This is a genomic window from Pseudomonas sp. Cab53 (genome assembly GCF_018325965.1).
In the GTDB taxonomy this organism is placed as follows: domain Bacteria; phylum Pseudomonadota; class Gammaproteobacteria; order Pseudomonadales; family Pseudomonadaceae; genus Aquipseudomonas; species Aquipseudomonas chlororaphis_E.
On record NZ_AP021902.1, the window covers coordinates 3,257,381 to 3,280,017 of the forward strand.

The following is a 22,637-nucleotide window of genomic DNA, read 5'->3' on the forward strand; positions in this document are numbered from 1 at the left end:
CTGGCCTCATGACGGCACCTTACGCCGGATGACCGGCGCCCTGCCAGCCGCGGCTTGACCGTTCACCGATACTTTTTTAACCCGCAGTGCCCTGCGTTAAAAAAGTATCGGTTGGCGATGCTGCCCGCGTTTGTCGGCCTTCGGGCTCGCTGCTGTAATCGGCCTGCCGCCGCCATGGCGACACCCCACCCTTTTGCCATCGAACACAGGACCATCCCATGAAACGACTGGAAGGAAAAAGTGCCCTGGTCACCGGCGCCGCCCGAGGCATCGGCAAGGCGTTTGCCCAGGCCTACATCAACGAAGGTGCCACCGTGGCAATTGCCGATATCGACCTGGATCGGGCCCGAGCCACCGCCGCCGAGCTGGGCGAAGACGCCTACGCGGTCAGGCTCGACGTGACCGAACAGGCTTCGATCGACGAAGCCATTGCAGCGGTGGTGGCACGTGCAGGCAAACTGGACATCCTGGTCAATAACGCGGCGCTGTTCGACCTGGCGCCCATCGTGCAGATCACACGGCAAAGCTATGAGCGGCTGTTCTCGATCAACGTCGCCGGCACGCTGTTCACGCTCCAGGCCGCGGCCCGGCAGATGATCGGCCAGGGCCACGGCGGCCGGATCATCAACATGGCAAGCCAGGCCGGACGCCGTGGCGAAGCCCTCGTGGGTGTCTATTGCGCCACCAAGGCAGCGGTGATCAGCCTGACCCAGTCCGCCGGGCTGGATCTGATCAAGCACCGGATCAACGTCAACGCCATCGCGCCCGGCGTGGTGGAGGGCGAGCATTGGGACGGCGTGGACGCGCTGTTCGCCCGCCATGAAAACCTGCCCCTGGGGGAAAAGAAACGCCAGGTCGGCCAGCAGGTGCCTTACGGCCGCATGGGCACCGCGCAAGACCTGACAGGCATGGCGGTTTTTCTCGCCTCGGCGGACAGCGAATACGTGGTGGCCCAGACGTACAACGTCGACGGCGGCAACTGGATGAGCTGAAGTTCGACGGATTTGCACCTTCAAACGCCGGTGATGGACTTATTTGCCTGAAAATTGATCCCAGTACTTGAGGATTGTCCCGAACGGTGCCCAGCGGTGCCGCTCAGGGAATTTCAAGAGAGCGTGAATACCGTTGCCCCAGCGGGGCAAAAATTGCGCATCATAGGCGCCGTCCGCTCAAGGGAGATTTACATGCGTGCCATTTCATCCGTCATGCGTCTTGTCGTGCTGTCGCTGGGGCTGGTGTTCGCCGCCAGCGCCGCAGCCACCGAAGAGACGCAACTGGTCGAGTCCATCAACCTTTACCGCAGCCAATCCCAAAGCTGCTCCGGGCAGGCTTCGCTGGAGTTGCCACCGCTGGCGATGGATTCCCGGCTGATCCTGTCGGCCAATGGCATCGGCGATCTGCAGCAGGCGCTCGCGCGCACGGCCTACCCGATGGTCAACGTCCAGGCCATCAGCCTGTCCGGACCGCGGGATGCGCAAAGTGCGATGAAGGCCATCCAGGAAAGCTTCTGCCAGGTGGTCCTCGACCCGCAGTTCGTCGACATCGGCGTCAGTCGCATGGACCGTGAATGGCGCATCGTGGTGGCCCGGCCACTGCTGTCGGCGCGCCTCGGTGACTGGCAGGCCGAAGGCCAGAAACTGCTCAAGCTGATCAACAGCGCCCGGGCCCAACCGCGCCGCTGCGGCACCGAGACCTTTGCCGCCACCACCCCGCTGACCTGGAACGCGACCCTGGCCCTGGCCGCCGTGACCCACACCCGTGCCATGGCCAACAACAATTTCTTCGACCACAAGGACCGTGACAACCGCATGCCCGGCGACCGTGCCGAACTCGCCGGTTACCTGGGCCAGTTGATCGGCGAGAACATTGCCGCCGGGCAAGACACCGCCCTCAAGGTGGTGGACGGTTGGCTGGCCAGCCCCGGGCACTGCGCCAACCTGATGAACCCGCAGTTCCACGAGCTGGGCGCCGGTTACGCCACCGACCCGAAAAGCGATGCGGGGATCTATTGGACGGCGATGTTCGGCACCCAGTAGATGAAAAAAATGAGTGGCGAGCGGACTCATCCCCTCGCCACAAATTTGCCAACTTTCTTAAGTGAACAGCGTTACGCCAGACTGTCTGCCTCTAAAACTCCAGAGCAATAGTCCAATCGCTATAAAGTCCAAAAACATTATTCCGATCAGACATCAACAACTGTAATCCTTGACAGTAGAAACAATCCTCCGGGCACACCATGATCACCCTGGTCACAAACTGCTCTTGAGGAAAATAAAATGAGCACTGAATATCGATACTCAGCGTATGCGGATCGCGGTACCCATAATACTCAATACGGAACGATTACCGCAGACTCACCGGAGGCGGCTGTCCAGGCTGTAAAGGATAAATACAGCAGTTCCCACGTGGTCACCGTTTCCTTGTCGGTAAAAAAGACGTCGGAGGATCCAACACAGCCGACACAATATATCGAGATAGTGACCAAAGCATGAAGGACAGCCCTCTGCATAATTACAGCGCGACTTTCAACAGGGTCGCTTGATCTGGAAAGATATAATCAGCACCACCCAGGAAAACCAGGAACAGCACTTGATCTGGATACTGAACAGCGCATAAAAAAAATCCGGACCCCTCTCGGACTCCGGATTTTCCCTGACGAGTTAAGGTCAACAATCCCTAACTCAACCGCATAACACTCGACAAGCCGCGTTTTGCATTACACCAGACAACGTCAGGCTTACAGCGCCATGTCAGCCGCTGGATTGGCTTCGCGGGCAGCCGCTGGCTGGGCCGGGGCCGGGGTGCCTGGCTTGGTGATCACCGGCGGCGTGTCCAGTTGCAGGACTTCGCTGGTGTAGGCCCATTCCTGGGCAACGCGCTCAGGGCTGTCGTTGAGCTTGGTGCCATAGCTTGGCACGATCTGGTGCAGTTTTTCCTGCCAGGCCGGGCTGGCGACCTTGTCCTTGAAGACCTTCTCCAGCACGGTCAGCATGATCGGCGCAGCCGTCGAAGCACCTGGCGAAGCACCCAGCAGGCCGGCGATGCTGCCGTCCTGGGACGCGACCACTTCGGTGCCCAGTTTCAGCACGCCGCCCTTCTCTTCGTCACGCTTGATGATCTGCACGCGCTGGCCGGCCTGCCACAGGCGCCAGTCTTCCTGTTTGGCCTCTGGGAAGTATTCCTTCAGCGCATTGAAACGATCTTCGTCCGACAGCATCAGTTGACCGGCCAGGTACTCGACCAGTGGGTACTGTTCGATACCGACCTTGGTCATCGGCCACACGTTGTGGGTGGTGGTGCTGGTCAGCAGGTCAAAGTACGAACCGTTCTTCAGGAACTTGGTCGAGAAGGTGGCGAACGGGCCAAACAGGATCACACGCTTGCCATCCAGCACGCGGGTGTCCAGGTGCGGCACCGACATCGGTGGCGCGCCGACCGAAGCCTTGCCGTAGGCTTTGGCCAGGTGCAGTTGGGCAACGGTCGGGTTTTCGGTGACCAGGAACGAACCGCCCACCGGGAAACCGGCGTACTCGCGCGCTTCCGGAATGTCGGACTTCTGCAGCAGGTGCAGGGCACCACCGCCAGCGCCGATGAACACGAACTTGGCGTCGGTCTCGGTTTCGGTACCGTCCTTCAGGTTCTTGTACGAAACGCGCCAGGTGCCGTCTTCGTTGCGGGTGATGTCTTCCACTTCGCTGGACAGTTTCAGCGAGAAGTTCGGTTTGCTCTGCAGGTAGGCAGCGAACTGGCGAGTGATTTCGCCGAAGTTCACGTCAGTGCCCAGGGGACTCCAGGTCGCCGCGACTTTCTGGCTCGGGTCACGCCCTTGCATCATCAGCGGCACCCACTTGCCGATCTGCGCTGGGTCTTCGGAATACTGCATGCCGGCGAACAACGGGCTGGCCTGGAGGGCTTCGTAGCGCTTCTTCAGGAACGCGATGTTGTCGTCGCCCCACAGGAAGCTCATGTGCGGCGTGGAGTTGATGAACGAACGTGGGTTCTTCAGCACGCCGTTCTTGACCTGCCAGGACCAGAACTGACGGGAGATCTGGAAGGCTTCGTTGATTTCGATGGCCTTGGAGATATCGACCTTGCCGTTCTTGTCTTCCGGCGTGTAGTTCAGTTCGGCCAGTGCGGAGTGACCGGTACCGGCGTTGTTCCAACCGTTGGAACTTTCTTCGGCAACACCGTCCAGGCGCTCGACCATCTCCATGGTCCAGCCCGGCTCCAGCTCATTGAGCCAGACGCCGAGTGTCGAGCTCATGATGCCCCCACCAATGAGCAGGACGTCCACTTTTTTTGCCTCGGCGGCGTGCGTGGTCGCAAGACCCATCGCCATCGCCAGGCCCAGTAGCGCCGTGTGTGTTTTCTTCAACATGTGTGTATCCCTAGGATGGAACGCCATTCCGCCCTCCTGCCCTGATCAAGGATAGATCACGCCCGTAGCCGGCAGCGCCAGCGTGACAGGTTCGATAGGACTGGAGGATGGACCTACAGGACCGAGCAAATAGGTCGGCCTCAGATTTATGTCTCTCCGGCGCTGACTTCTTGTAGGTCTTGGCTTCAGCTGAGTGAGGGACACTGCAAAACGGTTGTGTTCGGGTCTGGTTTGACCGTGCCCGATTGTCGCAGCGGGGGGAGTTTACATAATGAAATAACCAGACCGAAGCATCTTTTTACATTACGGACGAAAAACGCCGGCCAGATGACGGCGTTTTATTGGCTCTGATCAGAAATACTTGAGCAGCGCGATGTCCCGTCGCCGTTGCTTCAGCTCGGCGAACCAGCGGGTCGGGAAGAACAGCGCCACCCCCAGCAGCACGCTGCACACCCACACCAGGGGCAAATGATCGAAACCGAAGTACGCACCCTGGTTGGTGCCCCAGAAGGCAACCGCCAGCAGGTAAAGGGCCTTGAGCACGTAGAGATGCAACAGATAGAAAAACATCGGCGCGCCGCCGTAGACCGCCAGCAAGGCGATGGTGCCCCGCGCCTGAGCCTTCTCGAACAATGCCAACAGGATCAGGCCAACCCCCAGTGTCGGTAGCAGGAACATCAACGATGGCGGGTACTTCGTCGCACTTAGGAAACTCATGGCGGTGCGAAGCGCATCGCCGGTCTGCACCCAGGGCTTGTCGCCATAGACGTTCAGGTAGCGGATGACGACGAATGCCACCAGCAAGCCGATGCCCACCTGCAACAGCCGCCGCACTCGCACGGCGGGGTCCACCTGCCGGGCAAACCACGGTCCGATGGCCCAGCCCAGCAGGATCACGCCGATCCAGGGCAGCACCGGGTAAGTGGTGCGGGCGCGGGTGAATTCGGTGAGGTCGATGAACGCCCGCTGATGCAGGATCGACCAGGGCACGAAGAACGGCGAGTCAGGCCCCAGCACGATGCCGTCCAGCAGGTTGTGGCCGGCGACAATGGCGACGCCGATGACGATCAGCCAACTGCGCTTGAGGTGCAACAGCACGGCCAGGGTGATCATGCAAATGCCGATGCACCAGATCACCTGCAGCCACAAAGTCTTGGGGGGAAACTCGGCGGTCCAGGCGAAACACACGAACGTGAGTTCCAGCACGACCAGGAACAACCCGCGCTTGAGCAGGAACACCGAGGTTTCGCCGGCGGTGTGCTTCTGGCTGTAGAGCCAGGCCGACAAACCGGTGAGGAAGATGAACACCGGGGCACAGAGCGTGCTGAGCAACCGGGTGAAGAACAGGTCCGGGGGGACACTCAACGCATCGATCGGGTCGCTGACCTGCCGGTGCAGCAGGAATGTTTCGCGAACATGGTCGACCAGCATCAGCAACATCACGAACCCTCGCAGGGCATCGATGGCCAGCATGCGCACATGGGTTTTGGCGAGGCTCGTGGCGAGGGCGGGCGCGGCGACGCCGGACAGGCTCGTCACAGGGGAAGAGAGGCTCATGGCAATACTCGTCGGGGATCCGTACAAGACAGGGAATGAGAATCCCTGTCAAAAGAAAGCGGATAACATAACACAAAACATCGCGACGAATAGACCCTTCACGGTGGGCACGGGCCTGCTTGCGAAAACGGCGGTTCACTCAGGCTTGTGCCGGCTGATCCTCCGCTTTAGCGAGCCGCTCCCACCGATTCTTCGGCCGGTCCGGATGGCGTGCCCGACGCCTATTCATTGTGGGAGCGGGCTTGCCCGCGAAGACGGCTGCACATCCGACACTTCCGTTGACTGACACAACGCTTTCGCGAGCAAGCCCGCTCCCACAGGCTCTTCGGCCGACCCGGATGGCGTGTCCGACGCCCGTTCATTGTGGGAGCGGGCTTGCCCGCGAAGACGGCTGCACATCCGACATCTTGGTTGACTGACCCTCCGCTTTCGCGAGCAAGCTCGCTCCCACAGGCTCTTCGGCCAACCCGGATGGCGTGTCCGACGCCCATTCATTGTGGGAGCGGGCTTGCCCGCGAAGACGGCTGCACATCCGACATCTTGGTTGACTGACCCTCCGCTTTCGCGAGCAAGCCCGCTCCTACCGGGGATCCGTCGCAGGGGATGAGTACACCGCGCTAGCCGAGCAACTGGCTCAACACCGCCCGCAACTTGCCGGGCTTGACCGGTTTGTTGAGCAACGGCGCTTCCAGTTTGCGCAGGGCGCGGCGGCATTGGTCGCTGCGGTCGGCGGTGATGATCACGGCCGGGATTGCCCGGCTGAAGTGCTCGCGCAAGCGCCTGACCACATCACAGCCCACCACCCCATGATCGAGGTGAAAATCCGCCAGGATCAGCTCCGGCGCACGCCCTTGCAACACGTCGATGGCGCCCGCTTCGTCGGTGGCGGTCAACACTTCGCACCCCCACTGCCCCAGCAACGCGGCCATGCTCTGCAGGATGCTCAGTTCGTTGTCGATCACCAGCAGCCGACGGCCCGGTAGCGGATTGCCGGTCACCGCCTGGACGGGCACCTGCGACACAGGCAACGGTTTCTCAGTGGAGAGCGGCACCTCGATGCTGAACACCGAACCCCGTCCCGGACGCGAGCGAACCTGGACACGGTAGCCAAGGATGTGGGCGATGCGCTCGACAATCGCCAGCCCCAGGCCTACCCCCTTGCGATCGGCCGCTCGGCCGACATCCAATTGGTTGAATTCGAGAAAGATCGATTCCAGGCAATCGGCGGCGATGCCGCGCCCGGTGTCCCACACCTCCAGGCTCAAGCGCCCTGCCCGGCGCCGCGCCGCCAGGAGAATGCCGCCCTGGTCGGTGTAGCGGCAGGCGTTGCTGAGCAGGTTACGCAGGATCCGGGTCAGCAGCCGCAGGTCGGTCATCACCGCCTCGTCGGCGAATCGCACCCGCAGCTCCAGCCCCGCCGCCCCGGCCACCGATTGAAACTCCGAGGCCAGGGGCGCCAGCAGCTCATCCAGCCGATACGGTGCCAGGTCGGGCCGGACGGCGGCCTGGTCCAGGCGGGAAATGTCCAGCAGGTCGGTGAGCAGGTCTTCTGCACCTTCCAGGGCCTGGTGAGTGCGCTCCACCAGCACCCGCTCGGTGGCGGGCAGTTGCCGCTCGCGCAGCGTGGCGATCAACAGGCGCGCGGCGTTGAGCGGTTGCAGCAGGTCATGGCTGGCGGCGGCCAGGTATTTGTCCTTGCTGCGGTTGGCGGCCTGGGCCGCGTCCCGGGCGTCGCGCAATTGCCGCTCGACTCGCTCGCGCTGGGCGATCTGCTGTTGCAGGTTGTGGTTGGCTTCCAACAGCGCATCGGTGCGTTCAGCCACCCGTTGCTCCAGTTGGTCATTGAGTTGCTGCAAGCGCTGGCGGGCCAACTCCAGCTCATCGAGACGCGCCGCCAGCTCGGGGTAATGGCTCTTGCGCGTGGAGTGATTGCCCAGCCCGAGCAAACCGGCCAGGGCCTTTTGCTGCTCGTCAGAGGGCTTCGCCATAGACGACCTCGACATCCCGTTGGCTCGACTCCCGAGGGTTGGTGAGGATGCAGGGATCGTGCATCGCATGCTGCGACAGGAACGGGATGTCCGACGTGCTCACGCCGTGCAGGCCCAGGGTTTCGTGAAAACCGATGGTGCGCTTGAGCGCGATCAGGTGTTCCACCAGCCGGCTGCGGATCTGCCGGTGATTGAGCCCACGGCAATCGATGCCCAGCGTCTCGGCGATCACCTTGAAGCGCTCCGGCGCCGAGTTGTAGTTGAACGCCACGACGTGTTCCACCAGCACTGCGTTGCACAACCCGTGGGGCAAGTCGAGGAAGCCGCCCAGGCTGTGGGACATCGCGTGCACCGCGCCCAGGATCGCATTGGAGAACGCCAGCCCGGCCTGCATGCTGCCGAGCATGATCTTTTCCCGCAGGGCGACGTCCGCCGGGTTGGCGATCATCTGCACCAGGTTGCTGTTGATCAGGCGCATCGCCTCCAGCGCATGGGGGTCGGTCAATGGCCCGTGGCCGGTGGACACGAACGCCTCGATGGCATGCACCAGCGCGTCGATGCCGGTACAGGCCGACAGGAACGGGTCCATGCTCAGGGTGGTTTCCGGGTCGATCAGCGACACATCCGGCACCGCCGCCTTACTGACGATGGAAAACTTCATGCGTTCCTGCTGGTTGGAGATGATCACGAACTGCGACACGTCGGCCGAAGTGCCGGCGGTGGTGGGAATCAGGATCAACGGCGGGCTGGGCACATGCAGGGTGTCGACGCCTTCGAATTCGAGAATGCTGCGGCCATGGGCAACGACGATGCCGATGGCCTTGCCGCAATCCATCGGGCTGCCGCCGCCGACCGCGACGATGACGTCGCAGTGGTTCTCCCGGTACAGCTCGGCACCGAGCATCACTTCCTCGACCCGGGGGTTGGGCGAGACCGCACTGTAGAGGGCATAGTCGATGGACTGGGCCTGGAGGCTGGCCTCGACATCGGCCACCCAGCCGGCAGCGATCACGCCGGGATCGGTCACGATCAGGACCTTGCGCGCACCAAAGGTCTTGGCGTAGTTGCCAACATTGTGTCGGCATCCGGCGCCGAACATGATTTCAGGAGAAACGAACTTGCGCAGCGGGCTGAGACTCATCTTTGCAGGGGCGTGGCTCATTGGTAAGCCTGTTGTTATTGTCCGGGGATACTCTGAGCCTAAAGCATCCCGCCGTGAATGCAATCAGACCAATGGGTAGCCCGGCCTGGACGCGCCAGACCGGGCCGGCACTCATCGGTTGGCGAAGTACATCGTCACTTCAAAGCCAATACGCAGGTCGGTGTACGCGGGTTTAGTCCACATGGGTCTTTCCTCTTCTTGTACCGGACGATTCCGGTGACTCATTAATGCACGGTGCGCCCTGGGTTCGAATGCTACTTTCGCAGCGGTGGGCGGGGTGCGTTGGTAGCGATTTCAGGCATCACACAACACTCAATTGTAGGAGCGGGCTTGCTCGCGAAGGCGGTGGTTCAGCTTGCAGAAGTGCTGAATCTACTGACGCCTTCGCGGGCAAGCCCGCTCCCACAGGAGTTACTAGAAGAACCCCAGCGGATTGACGTCGTAGCTCACCAGCAGGTTCTTGGTCTGCTGGTAGTGATCGAGCATCATCTTGTGGGTTTCACGGCCCACGCCCGACTTCTTGTAGCCGCCGAACGCGGCATGTGCCGGGTACAGGTGGTAGCAGTTGGTCCATACGCGGCCGGCCTTGATCGCCCGGCCCATGCGGTAGGCGCGGTTGATGTCGCGGGTCCACAGGCCGGCGCCGAGGCCGAACTCGGTGTCGTTGGCGATCGCCAGGGCTTCGGCTTCGTCCTTGAAGGTGGTCACGCCCACCACCGGGCCGAAGATTTCCTCCTGGAACACGCGCATCTTGTTGTGGCCCTTGAGCAGGGTCGGCTGGATGTAATAGCCGCTCGACAAGTCACCTTCCAGGCGCTCGGCCGCGCCACCGGTGAGCAGTTCGGCGCCCTCTTCCCGGGCAATGTCCAGGTACGACAGGATCTTGTCGTATTGCTGCTGCGAGGCCTGGGCGCCGACCATCGTTTCGGTGTCCAGGGGATTGCCACGCTTGATCTTGGCGATCTTCTTCATCACCTCGGCCATGAACGGCGCGTAGATCGATTCCTGCACCAGCGCCCGTGACGGGCAGGTGCAGACCTCGCCTTGGTTGAAGAACGCCAGCACCAAGCCTTCGGCGGCTTTTTCGATGAAGGCCGGCTCGGCCTGCATGATGTCCTCGAAGAAGATGTTCGGCGACTTGCCGCCCAGCTCCACGGTGGACGGGATGATGTTCTCGGCGGCGCATTTCATGATGTGCGATCCGACCGGGGTGGAACCGGTGAAGGCGATCTTGGCGATACGCTTGCTGGTGGCCAAGGCTTCACCGGCTTCGCGGCCGAAACCATGGACAATGTTCAGCACGCCGGGCGGCAGCAGGTCGGCGATCAGCTCGACGAACACCGTGATCGACAGCGGCGTCTGTTCCGCCGGCTTGAGCACGATGCAGTTGCCGGCCGCCAGGGCCGGGGCGAGTTTCCAGGCGGCCATCAGCAGTGGGAAGTTCCACGGGATGATCTGCCCGACCACGCCCAGCGGTTCGTGGAAATGGTAGGCGGTGGTCAGCTCGTTGATCTCGGCGGCGCCGCCCTCCTGGGCCCGGATGCAGCCGGCGAAATAACGGAAATGGTCGGCTGAAAGCGGCACGTCGGCGTTGAGGGTTTCGCGCACGGCCTTGCCGTTGTCCCAGGTCTCGCTGACCGCCAGCAGTTCCAGGTGTTGTTCGATACGGTCAGCGATTTTCAACAGCACCCGCGAGCGGTCCTGGACCGAGGTCTTGCCCCAGGCGTCGGCGGCGGCATGGGCGGCGTCCAGGGCCTTGTCGATGTCGGCGGCGCTGGAGCGTGGAAATTCGGCGATCACTTCGCCATTGACCGGCGAGGTGTTGGTGAAATATTCGCCGTGGACGGGCGCGACGAACTCGCCGCCGATGAAGTTGCCGTAGCGCGGCTTGAAGGAAACGACGGCGCCTGGGGTTCCGGGTTGTGCGTAGATCATGATGGGCCTCTGCCTGGTCGATGCCTGTCACGGGACAGGCGATAGGCCGATGGTAGAGAGCCCCGTGCGGCGGACGAATGCGTCGTTGGCAGGGAAGCTCTCGTTATTTGGTCGTAGGTTTTGCCGCGATCTGAGGATGACCCGGGCTTTTTTGTGGGAGCGAGCTTGCTCGCGATGGCGGCGGATCAGTCAACATCAATGCAGGATGTTCTGGCCCCATCGCGAGCAAGCTCGCTCCCACAGGTTCTACATTTTCCACAGGTTCTGCACTTGCCAGAGTTGGCTCAGTGCTTGGCCACCAAGTCCTTCGGCAACTTGAAGGTCCAGAGCATGCCGCCCTGGTTGAAGTCCTTCACCCGCTTGGCGACTTCGCCCCCCCACAGCGGCACCGCGCCGCCCCAGCCCGAGACCACGGAGACGTATTGCTCACCGTCCATTTCCCAGGTGATCGGTGAGCCCAGCACACCGGAACCGGTCTGGAATTCCCAGACCTTCTCGCCGGTCTTGGCATTGAAGGCCTGGAGGAAGCCTTCAGGCGTGCCGGTGAACACCAGGTTGCCCTTGGTGGTGAGCACCCCGCCCCACAGCGGCGCGAAGTTCTTGTGGCGCCAGACTTCCTTGCCGGTCTTGGGGTCAATGGCCCGCAGCACGCCGATGTAGTCTTCGTTCAGCGGCTTGATGGTGAACCCGGCCCCCAGGAACGCCGCGCCCTTCTTGTAGGCGATGCCTTCGTTCCAGATGTCCATGCCCCACTCGTTGGAAGGCACATAGAACAGCCCGGTGTCCTGGTTGTACGCCATCGGCATCCAGTTCTTCGCCCCCAGGAACGCCGGCGCGACGAACACCGAGCTGCCCTTGGCCTCGCTGCCCGGCGCGCCCGGTCGGCTGGCCTCGTTGTAGATCGGCCGCCCCTCCTTGTCCAGGCCGCTGGCCCAGGTGATCTTGTCGACAAACGGGAAGCCACGGATGAACTTGCCGTTGGTGCGATCGAGCACGTAGAAGAAACCGTTGCGGTCGGCCGTGGCCGCCGCCTTGATGTCCTTGCCGCCTTCCTTGTAGTTGAACGAGATCAGCTCGTTGACGCCGTCGTAGTCCCAGCCATCGTGCGGCGTGCTCTGGAAGTGCCACTTGATGCTGCCATCGTCCGGGTTCAGCGCCAGGCGCGACGAGGAATAGAGGTTGTCGCCAGGACGCAGGTGGGAGTTCCACGGCGCCGGGTTGCCGGTACCGAACAACAGCAGGTTGGTTTCCGGGTCGTAGTAACCGCCCAGCCACGGCGCGGCACCGCCCGTTTTCCAGAGATCGCCCGGCCAGGTCTTGCCGGCCTCACCGCCGGAGATCCCGTTCTCGATGGCCTTGCCATCCTTGTAGACATAACCCATGTGGCCTTCCACGGTCGGACGGGTCCACAGCAGCTCGCCGTTCTTCGGGTCGAAGGCGCTGATCTGGCCCACCACGCCAAACTCGCCACCGGCCACGCCGGTGATCAGCTTGCCGTTGATCACCAGCGGCGCGGCACTGATGGAGTAACCTTCCTTGTGGTCGGCGACCTTCTTGCTCCACACCACTTTACCGGTGTCCTTGTTCAAGGCCACCAGCTTGGCGTCGAGGGTGCCGAAGAACACCAGGTCGCCATACAACGCCACGCCACGGTTGATCACGTCGCAGCAAGGGCGGATGTCATCGGGCAGACGCGCGTCGTACTGCCAGAGTTTCTTGCCGGTGCGCGCATCCACGGCAAACACCCGCGAATAGGACCCGGTGAGGTACATCACCCCGTCCTTGATCATGGGCTGCGCCTGCTGGCCACGCTGCTTTTCACCGCCAAAGGAAAAGGCCCAGACCGGGCGCAGGTCCTTGACGTTGTCGGTGTTGAGGGTCGCCAGCGGGCTGTAGCGCTGACCCTGGACGCCCAGGCCGTTGGTCACGACCTGCTGCGGGTTCTTCGGGTCCTGGAGAATTTCCTGATCGGTCACGGCAGCCAAGGCCGAACCGGACAGCAGCATGGCACTGAGCAGCAAGCTCACGGCGAAGGGTTGGCGACGTGCGGGATGAGTCATGACGGCTACCTCTGCGATTATTGTTATACCCGGGAAATTTTCCCGGTCTGGCGCAGATTCTTGGGCCCGCAGCCCCTGCCAACAATTGCCCGCTGTGTTGAGTTTTCTAGTTCCTTGGTACATGTGAGGCGCCAATTCGCCACCGACCTCCCGCTTCCCGACCAGCCCTCAATCTGTGGGAGGTAGCGATCGACTTTTTCAATGAAACATGACTATTCCCGATTTTTATTTACGTATATACCTCGTAAAAATTGTATTGTACTCACGAGTCAATTTATCCGTCTGTTCAGTTTTCACCCTTGCCATTCTAAGGCAGTACAAATTAACCATTTCCGGATCAAGACTTTTATCAAGTCCCGCCAAAGTTAACGTATCTAAAATACGCTTATTGGGTCGATCAGCCACATATTTGAGCACTCCCCTATATCGTTCTCGATCAAGATATGTTTGCCTGTCAGCCGCCGCCACATTTCTTACGACTTCATCAAAAGGACTTTCTAAACCCTGTTCTATACCAAATGGATAAGACCGCTTAGGCAACACATCATAAGCAAGCTTTTCAAGCCGCAACGAAGTCACGACGGGGGGTTCTTTGGAAGCGCTTAACTCCTGATAATCCGCGTTGAACATCTTTCTCCTCAATGACTCCTCTAAAAATTCCAGCTTGTTATCTATTTCCTTTGCGCGGGAGTAGAAATGCTTTCCCACACCAGCAGGAATGCCTTTTCTAGTCCATACCCCGCCACCTAAATGAATTTTCTTCAAACCCACCTGCCGGGCCAACCAAGTAAATGGACTCGTTCCTTCCGGGTCTTTTTTATTAATCGGATCACCAGAACAATAAACATAGGCATTCAGTCCACCCTTTCCAAACGGACTGAACCTGTCCGGACTGTTAAATCGCATCAACACGGGATTGAATGTCCGATAGCCGTTACCCAACGGGTAATGCCCGGTCACCGGGTCCGGCTGTTCACCGTTGAAACCCGGAACGCGACTCGGACCGTTTTCAGTCGAAGGATGACCGTAAGGTGAATAGGCGATGGATTGCCTGCGATTGCTTTCGGCAATCGTGAATAACACTGACTGCTGACCATCGGTGGCCAGTAGCGTGGCGTCGAATAGAGTGTCGTGGTGCTGTTGTTGTGCGAACAGCCAGCCCCCCTGCTGGATAATTGAACGCCGTACCACGCCTTGAATCTCCGTGGCCAGGCGATTTTCGCAATGGAAGCGTTGAAGCCTGGGTTTACCCGGCAGCGTCTGGGCGTTTAGATGATCGAGCGCATCGTAATGGTATCGGCAGAGCACGGTTTTCCATGGGGTTTGCATCGGGTGTGCTCCAGAAAGCCAAGCACAAGTATTCAATGGATTGGGATGGGCGGCTACTAACAGAACTGCTAGGACTGAAGCATCTCCATGACCACGTGCGTTTCCTTGAGAGGTAGCGCCTTCCATGGCCTCGCCACAGGATTATCGAGGTTTGCTGTCCACCCGCTTCATCCCCGCCCGCTCATACCGCGGATACAGGTGGCTGACACTGCGGATCAACTCATACCGGCTCAGGCTGATTGCGGCGAAGCGCTCGGGGATGGGGCTGCGGATCATCTCGGCCATGTCGTCGCCCCGTGCGGCGCCTTCGCGCATCAGTTGATCAAGCCAACCGAGGTAATCGCGCATCTGCACAAAGGGGCCGCTGTCGCTTGCCACCGGGCCGTGGCCGGGCACGATCAGTTTCCAGGGCAAGGCCTGCAAGGTGTCCAGGTCGTGGAGCCAGACATCGAGCCCGGGGCTGTTGGGAGTGGTCAGGGCGCGCTCGTAGAACACCAGGTCACCGGCGAACAATACGCCCGTGGTTTCATCGAGGATCGCCAGGTCCGCGCCGGTGTGCCCGGCCATCTGCAACAGCCGCAACGAATGATTGCCCACCTGCAGCGGGCCAGGCTCCAGCACCTGGGTCGGCAGCAGCACTTCGGTGCCGCGCATCCAGTCGCCCACCAACCGGTACATGTTCTCCGCCAGCGCATCGCCCTGCTCACGCAGCAGCTGCGTGGTGCCCGCCAGCGCGCCGATGGGCACGTCGCCGAAGGCCTGGTTGCCGAGCACATGATCGGGGTGATGATGGGTCAGCAGCACCTGGATGACCGGTTTGTCGGTCGTTGCCGAGATGGCCTGGCGCAGGGCCTCGCCGTAGCGCTTGGACGGCCCGGTGTCGATCACCACTACCCCGGCGTCGGTGACGATGAAACCGGTATTGACGATGTTGCCGCCGTTGGCCTTGGCAAAGTTCTCGGTGCTGCCTTCCAGCAGCCAGGTATCCGCAGCGATCTGCCGGGGCTTGAGCCCATAGTCCGAGCCGGCCCAGGCCGGCCAGCACAGGCCTATGAAGATCAGCAACAACCAGCGCATGGCGCACTCCTTGTGGTCAGGGGATCGCCGCTTCGAAAGCATTGCCGCTGTTGTCACGCAGCAATAACCGGGTGCGGCCCGGGCCTTGGATATCGAAACCCAGGTTGGGGTTTTCGCTGACGGCCGGGAAGAGCTCCAAGCGCGCCAACGCCTCGCCGTCGGCGCCCAGCAGTTGGGCCTGGTTGAGGTAGAACTCGGGGATACCGCTCACCAGGCCGTTGTCCATCGGGTGGGCAACCTGCACACGCAAGCGCCTGCTGTCGCCCCGGGGATAGCGGGCCCCGAGCACTTCGCCCAGGTGTTCTTCCCAACCGGGCTGGGTGCGCACCACGCTGGGCGCGGTGCAACCGCCACCGGCCGCGTCGATCAAGGTCGAGCCGACGTGCCACAGGCCATCGCGGGTTTGCACGGCGGCACGCAACGGCGTGGCCTGCTCGATGCGAATGCGGATCGACAGCCAGGGCTGCACCCGCGCCACCGGCTGGAAATCGACGACTTTCGGCAACGGGTTCAGTTCAGCCCAGGCCAACACCCGCACCACGTCCGCGCCGAGGGCCCGGGCATCGATTTCCAGCGGCACCTGGCGCGCATCTTCGGCAAAGGGCGGGGCCACCAATCGGACGCGATCGTCGAACACGAACGGCGCATCGCGCAGCAGTTGCTTGTGATAGAACGCCCACATCACCGACGGCACCGGATCCTTTCCCGGTTCGACGGCCGCCAGCCCCATCATCGGCAGGCCAAGCCCCAACAGCCCACACACGAGCCATTTCATCCCTTGCGCTCCTACTGATACATCTGCGGCACGTCATACCGCAGGCCGTAATGGGCATAGATGGCCTTGAGGCTGCCGTCGCGGATCAGACCCTCCAGGGCCTCTTCCACCGCATAGGCCAACTGGCGGTTGCTTTCATGCACCGCCATGCCGATTTCCCAACGCTGCTTGCCCATGTTCGGGTAGGCGTTTTCCGCCAGCGCCAGTTGCGGGTCGGCGGCCTGGTGCATCTGCCAGTCAACCTCCCCGCGCATGGCCATGACCGCATCGACCTCCCCGGCCTGCATGGCCTTGAAGGCCTGGTTCACGCCGGGGTAATGATGGGTTTTGGCGCTGAGCATGCCGTTGAACACCGACGTCAGGTAGAACGACGGCACGCTGTCCACTTCCACACCAATGGGGTGCTGCTGGAACACCGCGACACTCGCCACCGAGTCCAGGCGCCGACGGTCAAACGCCACCTGCCAGCACTCCTGCTGATAGGGACCGAACATCACCACCTGGGCATTCTCCAGCTCACCGACATCGTTGCGCTTTTGCACGTAGTCGTGATCGTAGGGCACCCGCATCATCAAGTCGGCAAGCTGGCGGTCGTGCAGCGGGCTGGCGCGCCAGATGTAGTCGCGCAGGTCGTCATCGAGCTTCTCGCCCGGCGGCGCCCAGATCAATTGCAGGCGCACGCCCAGGGCCTTGGCCAGGGCTTGCGCCAACTCGACGTCGACGCCCCTGGGTTGGCCCTGGTCTTCGAAGCTGTAGGGGGCGAAGTCCTTGTAGACCGCCACCTTCAACTCGCCGGCGGCGATCATCTGGTCGTAGCTGCGCACCTGCGCCTGCACCGCCTGGCCCCACAGCAGCAGGCTGCATATCACCCACGCGAACAGGCGCATGACGGTCACTCCTCGACGTGCACGCTGTCCAGGTAAGAGCGCACCGCCCACAAGGCCTCCTGGCTCAGGTAGTCGGCCATTTTCGGCATGTAGACCCGACCGTCGCGCACGGCACCGTGACGCACGCGCTCGACAAACCATTCGTCTCCGGCCTCGGCGGCATCGAGCAGGCGCAGGTCCGGGGCGATGCCACCAGACTTGGCCTCCAGGCCATGGCAGGCCGCACAGTTCTGGTTGTACGCCGAAGCACCGATTTCCACCGCTTTGTCGCGCTCGGGGGAATTGCGATAAGGGTTCTGGGAAGCCCAGCCGTCGGCGTCGAGCGGCAGGTTGCTGTCCTTGACCGGGGTCAGCCCTTTGGTTTCCACTGCCTGGGGCACTACGTTGCCGTGGGCCCACACCGGGCCTGCGCCGATCAGCCCCATCAGCAAGGCGCTAGCGATGATGGCGTTGCGTTTTGTTGTCATTGTTATGCCCTCTCAGATTGCACGCAAACCTCTCTGCAGAGGCCGTGCCGTCATCTTAGAAAGCGCCCGTTCCCCGCCGAATGCTGCTTTGGTGGCCGGGGTCTAGTTCCTTGGTAGCAAGCCCTCCGACGCAAGTCGCAAAGACACCCGGATCGGGAAGTCTTCCCGGCAAGGGCGGGACTTTTTCCGTATCGGCCAGGCATCGCCACGACCGACCCTAGTCAGGCCAAAACCTCACTGGGAATCGCTACCATGACAATAAGAACACTGCCCCCCTTCTCCCCCCTGGCCGTTGCCGTGCAGGCCCTGATGCTGGCCGGCAGCCTGACGCTGGGCACGCTGGCCCACGCCGCCGCGACCGCTCCGGGAGTGACCTGGGAAGACATCGCCAACGATCACCTGACCACCCGGGATGTCCTGCAGTACGGCATGGGCACCAACGCCCAGCGCTGGAGCCCGCTGGCCCAGGTCAACGACAAGAACGTGTTCAAGCTGACCCCCGCCTGGTCCTACTCCTTCGGCGACGAAAAGCAGCGCGGCCAGGAGTCCCAGGCCATCGTCAGCGACGGCGTGGTCTACGTCACCGGCTCGTATTCGCGGGTCTTTGCCCTCGATGCCAAGACGGGCAAGCGCCTGTGGACCTACAACCACCGGCTGCCAGACAACATCCGTCCGTGCTGCGACGTGGTCAACCGTGGCGCGGCGATCTATGGCGACAAGATCTACTTCGGCACGCTGGACGCCCGGGTGGTCGCCCTGGACAAGAACACCGGCAAGGTGGTCTGGAACAAGAAGTTCGGCGACCACGCCGGCGGCTACACCATGACCGGCGCGCCGGTGCTGATCAAAGACAAGACCAGCGGCAAGGTGCTGTTGATCCACGGCAGTTCCGGCGACGAGTTTGGCGTGGTCGGCCAGTTGTTCGCCCGCGACCCGGAGACCGGCGAAGAGGTCTGGATGCGCCCCTTCGTCGAAGGCCACATGGGCCGCCTCAACGGCAAGGACCGCACGCCCACCGGCGACGTCAAGGCACCGTCCTGGCCCGACGACAAGACCACCGAGACCGGTAAGGTCGAAGCCTGGAGCCATGGCGGCGGCGCACCCTGGCAGAGTGCGAGCTTCGACCCCGAGACCAACACCATCATTGTCGGCGCGGGCAACCCCGGCCCCTGGAACACCTGGGCGCGCACAGCCAAGGACGGCAACCCCCACGATTACGACAGTCTCTACACCTCAGGCCAGGTGGGCGTCGACCCGAGCACCGGCGAAGTGAAGTGGTTCTACCAGCACACGCCCAACGATGCCTGGGATTTTTCCGGCAACAATGAGCTGGTGCTGTTCGACTACAAGGACAAGGACGGCAAGGTGGTCAAGGCCACCGCCCATGCCGACCGCAACGGTTTTTTCTATGTGGTCGACCGCCACAACGGCAAGCTGCAGAACGCCTTTCCCTTCGTCGACAACATCACCTGGGCCAGCCACATCGACCTGAAGACCGGCCGCCCGGTGGAAAACCCCGGCCAGCGTCCGGCCAAGCCCCTGCCCGGCGAAACCAAGGGCAAGCCGGTGGAAGTCTCGCCGCCGTTCCTCGGTGGCAAGAACTGGAACCCCATGGCCTACAGCCAAGACACCGGGCTGTTCTACGTGCCCGGCAATCAGTGGAAGGAGGAGTACTGGACCGAAGAAGTGAACTACAAGAAAGGCTCGGCCTACCTGGGCATGGGGTTTCGCATCAAGCGCATGTACGACGATCACGTCGGCACCCTGCGGGCGATGAACCCCACCACCGGCAAGGTCGTTTGGGAACACAAGGAGCCCTTGCCGCTCTGGGCCGGCGTGCTGGCCACCAAGGGCAACCTGGTGTTCACCGGCACCGGCGACGGGTTCTTCAAGGCCTTCGATGCCAAGACCGGCCAGGAGCTGTGGAAATTCCAGACCGGCAGCGGGATCGTCTCCCCGCCCATCACCTGGGAGCAGGATGGCGAGCAGTACATCGGCGTCACCGTCGGCTATGGCGGCGCGGTGCCGTTGTGGGGCGGCGACATGGCCGAACTGACCAAGCCGGTGGCCCAGGGCGGGTCGTTCTGGGTGTTCAAGATCCCGAGTTGGGACAAGACAACTGCGCAGAAATAACTCCTGACCTGTACGCCATCCCTGTGGGAGCGGGCTTGCTCGCGAAAGCGGTGGTTCGGTTGATATGGATTTTGACTGTGCCGACGTCTTCGCGAGCAAGCCCGCTCCCACACTTACCTGAGTTGATGCCATGAAACTCTTGCCATTGCTGCTTCTGCTCGTCGGCGCTTTTGCCCAGGCTGACGACTCTGACACCGTTCTGACGATCAACGGCTGCGTCATCGCCGAATCCAGCCAATGCCCCGGCGCCCATCTGCGGGGCGCCAAGCTGGCGAACCAGGACTTGCGCAAAATGAACCTCAGTGGCGCCGATCTGCGCGATGCCGACCTGCGGCACGCGCGCCTGGACCTGGCCAACCTGGAGAAAGCCCAGTTACAAGGCGCCAACCTGACCCGCGCCAGCCTGCAACAAAGCAACCTGCGCCTGGCCGACTTCAGCGGCGCCACGCTCAAGGCCATCCAGGGTTGGGGGCTGTTTGCCCAGGGCGCGCAGTTCCAGCGGGCCGACCTGAGCGCCGCCTACCTGCAATTCGCCCGCCTGTCCGGCGCCAGGCTGCAAGGCGCCAACCTGCAGGCCGCCGACCTGGAAATGGCCTGGCTGAGCAAGGCCGACCTCACGGCCGCCGACTTGCGCGACGCCAACCTGCAAGAAGCCAAGCTGGGGGAAAGCAACCTGGCGCAGGCCAACCTGAGCGGCTCACGCCAGCACTACGGCAATTTCCAGGATGCGAATATGGAGGGCTGCGAGGGGTGTCCAACCTCCTGGGATAAATGAAATATTGCAAACACTGCATTCACTGTGGCGAGGGGATTTATCCCCGCTGGGGTGCGCAGCAGCCCTAAAATCTGACACTCGGTGTATCAGGAACATTCGAGTGATTGTTTTATCGGGGCTGCTTCGCAGCCCAACGGGGATAAATCCCCTCGCCACAATGATTGATTCCAGGGAGGTCGGCTGTCACCCCGCCACCCGCACCACCCCCAGGTCGATCCCCAGGTGCACCAACTCGGCGTGAGAGCTGACCTGCAGCTTGCTCTTGAGCAGCGTCAGGTGGTTGGAGACGGTCTTGGCGCTGATGCACAACTGCTCGGCAATCGTGCGCGCCGGGGTGCCCTTGGCAAGCATGACGAAGATTTCCAGCTCGCGCTGGGTCATGCATTGCAGGCGCGGGTCGACGGCGTGCCGGGAGCTGGCGCAGGCCAGCTGCGTCGCCAGGGACTGTTCGATGTAGGCATGCCCGGCCAGCACCCGGCGCACCGCTTCCACCAGCACCTGGGGCGCCGAATTCTTGGTCAGGTAGCCCGCCGCGCCGGCGTCCAGGGCCTGGCGCACCAACGGCAGTTCGTCGTGCATGCTGAAAAACAACACCCGCAGTTGCGGCAGGCGCTGGCGCAGGCGCCGGGTGGTTTCCAGCCCGCTGATGCCCGGCAGGCCAAAGTCCATGATCACCAGGTGAGGCAGTTGTTCCTGGACCAGGTTCAGTGCCTCCTCCCCGGTGGCCGCCTCCCGCACCTGCAAGTCCGGCATCAGTGCCCGCAGCAGGCTGGCATAGCCCTGCCGGACCACCGCATGATCATCCACCAGCAAAATGTTCATCAGCCCTCCAGAGGCATGTTCAAGGCCAGCGCCCAACCGTCGCCGGGCTGGCTGATAATGCGCAACTCGCCGCCGAGGCTGCGGGCCCGCTCCATCATCGAATGCAGGCCCACGCCGGCGCGCGGCGGCTGCTTCGCACCGCGGCCGTTATCACGCACCAGCAGGCGCAGGCGCCCGGCCCGGTGTTGCAGGCGGATCCGCACCCGCGTGGCGCCTGCGTGCCGGGCCACGTTGGTCAACGCTTCCTGCAACAAGCGATACAGATGAGTCTTGTCCGTCCCCGGCAACGCCGGCAGCGCTTGATCGATGTGCACCTGGCAAGCGATGCCCTGGTTCTTCTGCCATTGCCCGGCGAGCAAGCCGACGGCTTCGTGCAACGACAAGTGCTGCAAGACCACCGGGTACAGGTCATGCACCAGCGCGCGGAACCCCTGCTGCAAATGCTCGCAGTGTTCCTCCAACTGACCGACCGTCTGCTCCAGCACTGGTGGCTGGTCCAGCACCAGGCGCAGCAGGCAGGCCCGAGCGCGAATGCCCGCCACATACTGGCCCAGGTCATCGTGCAGGGTCTGGGCCAGCTGGGTGCGCTCCTGCTCCTGCACGGCCAACAGGGCCTGGGTAAGCCGGGCATTGTCGGCCTGGGCCTGGGCCAGCGCGGCGGTCATCCGATTGAAATGCCCGGCCAGTTGCTGGGCTTCAGGCACGCCTTCGGCCGGCAGGCGCACGTGCAGGTTCCCGGCGGACACCTGACGCAGAGCATCGAGCAACTCATCCAGCAGGCGCATGCCCTGGCGCACCGCCCAGCGAATCACCAACAGGCTGACCAACAGAGCCAGGGCGCAGACGCCCAGCAGTTGCACCAGCGAGTCGAGGATCTCATCGATTTCGTCCCGAGGATCGACCGCAATCCAGGCCCGTCGACCGTCCCGCAGGTCCACCACTTGAGGGGCGGGCCCATCCTCCAGCAATCGCTGGCCGAGCCAGTCCTTGAGCCCGGCGTCGGGGTCGGCCGGAAACTGTTCCCCCGGCGCCAACCAACGGACGCGGACGTGGCGCAGGCTACCGGTGAGTCGTGGTTGCAGGCTGGCCGGGTCGCGTTCGGCGGTTTCGCGCAGGTAATGCACCACCGACCCGGCCGATTGCAGTTCGCGCTGCACATCGGCGACGGCCTGGTGCAACAGCAGCGTGGCGCAGGCCAGGGTCACCAGGGCGAAGAACACCGTGACCCAGAGATTGATTCGCCAGAGGGCTGACATGGTTAGCGGCCTGTTGTCGGAACTGACGCACAACCT

The 22,637-nt window shown here is 62.4% G+C and carries 18 protein-coding genes; 4 read left to right on the forward strand and 14 right to left on the reverse strand.

Annotation, left to right across the window (positions count from 1 at the left end; all coding sequences use genetic code 11):
• The first annotated feature begins 218 nt into the window (after nucleotides 1-218).
• Nucleotides 219-992 carry an L-iditol 2-dehydrogenase gene (locus KI241_RS14175; protein WP_212802615.1) on the forward strand — a complete coding sequence of 258 codons (774 nt, stop codon included), beginning with the start codon at nucleotides 219-221 and terminating at the stop codon, nucleotides 990-992.
• Nucleotides 993-1,184: 192 nt separating this feature from the next.
• Nucleotides 1,185-2,036 carry a CAP domain-containing protein gene (locus tag KI241_RS14180; protein WP_047738768.1) on the forward strand — a complete coding sequence of 284 codons (852 nt, stop codon included), beginning with the start codon at nucleotides 1,185-1,187 and terminating at the stop codon, nucleotides 2,034-2,036.
• Nucleotides 2,037-2,737: 701 nt separating this feature from the next.
• Here KI241_RS14180 and mqo read toward each other — a convergent pair.
• The 12 genes from mqo to pedF form a co-directional block, all read right to left on the reverse strand.
• Nucleotides 2,738-4,378 (reverse strand): malate dehydrogenase (quinone), encoded by a 1,641-nt coding sequence (mqo, locus tag KI241_RS14185; protein WP_042729343.1) that lies wholly within the window; start codon nucleotides 4,376-4,378, stop codon nucleotides 2,738-2,740.
• 351 nt (nucleotides 4,379-4,729) lie between these two features.
• On the reverse strand, nucleotides 4,730-5,935 hold the full coding sequence (locus tag KI241_RS14190; protein WP_212802616.1) for a heparan-alpha-glucosaminide N-acetyltransferase domain-containing protein: 1,206 nt from the start codon (nucleotides 5,933-5,935) through the stop codon (nucleotides 4,730-4,732).
• A gap of 617 nt (nucleotides 5,936-6,552) precedes the next feature.
• Nucleotides 6,553-7,923 carry a hybrid sensor histidine kinase/response regulator gene (locus KI241_RS14195; protein ID WP_042729341.1) on the reverse strand — a complete coding sequence of 457 codons (1,371 nt, stop codon included), beginning with the start codon at nucleotides 7,921-7,923 and terminating at the stop codon, nucleotides 6,553-6,555.
• Nucleotides 7,907-9,064: an alcohol dehydrogenase-like regulatory protein ErcA gene (gene ercA, locus KI241_RS14200; RefSeq protein ID WP_123579109.1), complete on the reverse strand. Its 1,158-nt coding sequence runs from the start codon at nucleotides 9,062-9,064 to the stop codon at nucleotides 7,907-7,909. The genes KI241_RS14195 and ercA overlap by 17 nt, the downstream gene beginning before the upstream one ends.
• 132 nt (nucleotides 9,065-9,196) lie before the next feature.
• Nucleotides 9,197-9,268, reverse strand: a complete 72-nt coding sequence (pqqA, locus tag KI241_RS14205; RefSeq protein WP_003243383.1) for a pyrroloquinoline quinone precursor peptide PqqA — start codon at nucleotides 9,266-9,268, stop codon at nucleotides 9,197-9,199.
• 231 nt (nucleotides 9,269-9,499) lie between these two features.
• Nucleotides 9,500-11,020 carry an aldehyde dehydrogenase family protein gene (locus tag KI241_RS14210; RefSeq protein ID WP_042729339.1) on the reverse strand — a complete coding sequence of 507 codons (1,521 nt, stop codon included), beginning with the start codon at nucleotides 11,018-11,020 and terminating at the stop codon, nucleotides 9,500-9,502.
• A 284-nt stretch (nucleotides 11,021-11,304) separates the two neighbouring features.
• On the reverse strand, nucleotides 11,305-13,080 hold the full coding sequence (locus KI241_RS14215; protein WP_212802617.1) for a PQQ-dependent methanol/ethanol family dehydrogenase: 1,776 nt from the start codon (nucleotides 13,078-13,080) through the stop codon (nucleotides 11,305-11,307).
• Between the two features lie 225 nt (nucleotides 13,081-13,305).
• On the reverse strand, nucleotides 13,306-14,409 hold the full coding sequence (locus tag KI241_RS14220; RefSeq protein WP_212802618.1) for an RHS repeat-associated core domain-containing protein: 1,104 nt from the start codon (nucleotides 14,407-14,409) through the stop codon (nucleotides 13,306-13,308).
• 141 nt (nucleotides 14,410-14,550) lie between these two features.
• Nucleotides 14,551-15,486 carry a quinoprotein relay system zinc metallohydrolase 1 gene (locus KI241_RS14225; RefSeq protein ID WP_042729337.1) on the reverse strand — a complete coding sequence of 312 codons (936 nt, stop codon included), beginning with the start codon at nucleotides 15,484-15,486 and terminating at the stop codon, nucleotides 14,551-14,553.
• A gap of 16 nt (nucleotides 15,487-15,502) precedes the next feature.
• Entirely contained in the window at nucleotides 15,503-16,219 is a 717-nt protein-coding gene (locus tag KI241_RS14230) for a quinoprotein dehydrogenase-associated SoxYZ-like carrier (protein WP_244868294.1), read from the reverse strand.
• A 53-nt stretch (nucleotides 16,220-16,272) separates the two neighbouring features.
• Entirely contained in the window at nucleotides 16,273-17,148 is an 876-nt protein-coding gene (locus KI241_RS14235) for a transporter substrate-binding domain-containing protein (RefSeq protein ID WP_042729335.1), read from the reverse strand.
• A gap of 5 nt (nucleotides 17,149-17,153) precedes the next feature.
• Nucleotides 17,154-17,615, reverse strand: a complete 462-nt coding sequence (gene pedF / locus KI241_RS14240) for a cytochrome c-550 PedF (protein WP_042729334.1) — start codon at nucleotides 17,613-17,615, stop codon at nucleotides 17,154-17,156.
• A gap of 252 nt (nucleotides 17,616-17,867) precedes the next feature.
• Here pedF and exaA point away from each other — a divergent pair, with 252 nt between their 5' ends.
• Together exaA and KI241_RS14250 are read left to right on the forward strand one after the other, a co-directional pair.
• Nucleotides 17,868-19,748 (forward strand): quinoprotein ethanol dehydrogenase, encoded by a 1,881-nt coding sequence (exaA, locus tag KI241_RS14245; protein ID WP_212802620.1) that lies wholly within the window; start codon nucleotides 17,868-17,870, stop codon nucleotides 19,746-19,748.
• Nucleotides 19,749-19,878: 130 nt separating this feature from the next.
• Nucleotides 19,879-20,523: a pentapeptide repeat-containing protein gene (locus tag KI241_RS14250; RefSeq protein ID WP_042729332.1), complete on the forward strand. Its 645-nt coding sequence runs from the start codon at nucleotides 19,879-19,881 to the stop codon at nucleotides 20,521-20,523.
• Between the two features lie 183 nt (nucleotides 20,524-20,706).
• Here KI241_RS14250 and KI241_RS14255 read toward each other — a convergent pair whose 3' ends face one another.
• Both KI241_RS14255 and KI241_RS14260 read right to left on the reverse strand, forming a co-directional pair.
• On the reverse strand, nucleotides 20,707-21,345 hold the full coding sequence (locus tag KI241_RS14255) for a response regulator transcription factor (protein WP_042729331.1): 639 nt from the start codon (nucleotides 21,343-21,345) through the stop codon (nucleotides 20,707-20,709).
• Nucleotides 21,345-22,601 carry a sensor histidine kinase gene (locus KI241_RS14260; protein WP_212802621.1) on the reverse strand — a complete coding sequence of 419 codons (1,257 nt, stop codon included), beginning with the start codon at nucleotides 22,599-22,601 and terminating at the stop codon, nucleotides 21,345-21,347. The genes KI241_RS14255 and KI241_RS14260 overlap by 1 nt, the downstream gene beginning before the upstream one ends.
• Nucleotides 22,602-22,637: the final 36 nt, after the last annotated feature.

Excerpts from the sequence above, each read along its gene's own strand:
- KI241_RS14175 (WP_212802615.1), top strand. The coding sequence starts at position 219 with ATGAAACGACTGGAAGGAAAAAGTGCCCTGGTCACCGGCGCCGCCCGA.
- KI241_RS14180 (WP_047738768.1), top strand. The coding sequence starts at position 1,185 with ATGCGTGCCATTTCATCCGTCATGCGTCTTGTCGTGCTGTCGCTGGGG.
- mqo (WP_042729343.1), bottom strand. The coding sequence starts at position 4,378 with ATGTTGAAGAAAACACACACGGCGCTACTGGGCCTGGCGATGGCGATG.
- KI241_RS14190 (WP_212802616.1), bottom strand. The coding sequence starts at position 5,935 with ATGAGCCTCTCTTCCCCTGTGACGAGCCTGTCCGGCGTCGCCGCGCCC.
- KI241_RS14195 (WP_042729341.1), bottom strand. The coding sequence starts at position 7,923 with ATGGCGAAGCCCTCTGACGAGCAGCAAAAGGCCCTGGCCGGTTTGCTC.
- ercA (WP_123579109.1), bottom strand. The coding sequence starts at position 9,064 with ATGAGTCTCAGCCCGCTGCGCAAGTTCGTTTCTCCTGAAATCATGTTC.
- KI241_RS14210 (WP_042729339.1), bottom strand. The coding sequence starts at position 11,020 with ATGATCTACGCACAACCCGGAACCCCAGGCGCCGTCGTTTCCTTCAAG.
- KI241_RS14215 (WP_212802617.1), bottom strand. The coding sequence starts at position 13,080 with ATGACTCATCCCGCACGTCGCCAACCCTTCGCCGTGAGCTTGCTGCTC.
- KI241_RS14220 (WP_212802618.1), bottom strand. The coding sequence starts at position 14,409 with ATGCAAACCCCATGGAAAACCGTGCTCTGCCGATACCATTACGATGCG.
- KI241_RS14225 (WP_042729337.1), bottom strand. The coding sequence starts at position 15,486 with ATGCGCTGGTTGTTGCTGATCTTCATAGGCCTGTGCTGGCCGGCCTGG.
- KI241_RS14230 (WP_244868294.1), bottom strand. The coding sequence starts at position 16,219 with ATGATGGGGCTGGCGGCCGTCGAACCGGGAAAGGATCCGGTGCCGTCG.
- KI241_RS14235 (WP_042729335.1), bottom strand. The coding sequence starts at position 17,148 with ATGCGCCTGTTCGCGTGGGTGATATGCAGCCTGCTGCTGTGGGGCCAG.
- pedF (WP_042729334.1), bottom strand. The coding sequence starts at position 17,615 with ATGACAACAAAACGCAACGCCATCATCGCTAGCGCCTTGCTGATGGGG.
- exaA (WP_212802620.1), top strand. The coding sequence starts at position 17,868 with ATGACAATAAGAACACTGCCCCCCTTCTCCCCCCTGGCCGTTGCCGTG.
- KI241_RS14250 (WP_042729332.1), top strand. The coding sequence starts at position 19,879 with ATGAAACTCTTGCCATTGCTGCTTCTGCTCGTCGGCGCTTTTGCCCAG.
- KI241_RS14255 (WP_042729331.1), bottom strand. The coding sequence starts at position 21,345 with ATGAACATTTTGCTGGTGGATGATCATGCGGTGGTCCGGCAGGGCTAT.
- KI241_RS14260 (WP_212802621.1), bottom strand. The coding sequence starts at position 22,601 with ATGTCAGCCCTCTGGCGAATCAATCTCTGGGTCACGGTGTTCTTCGCC.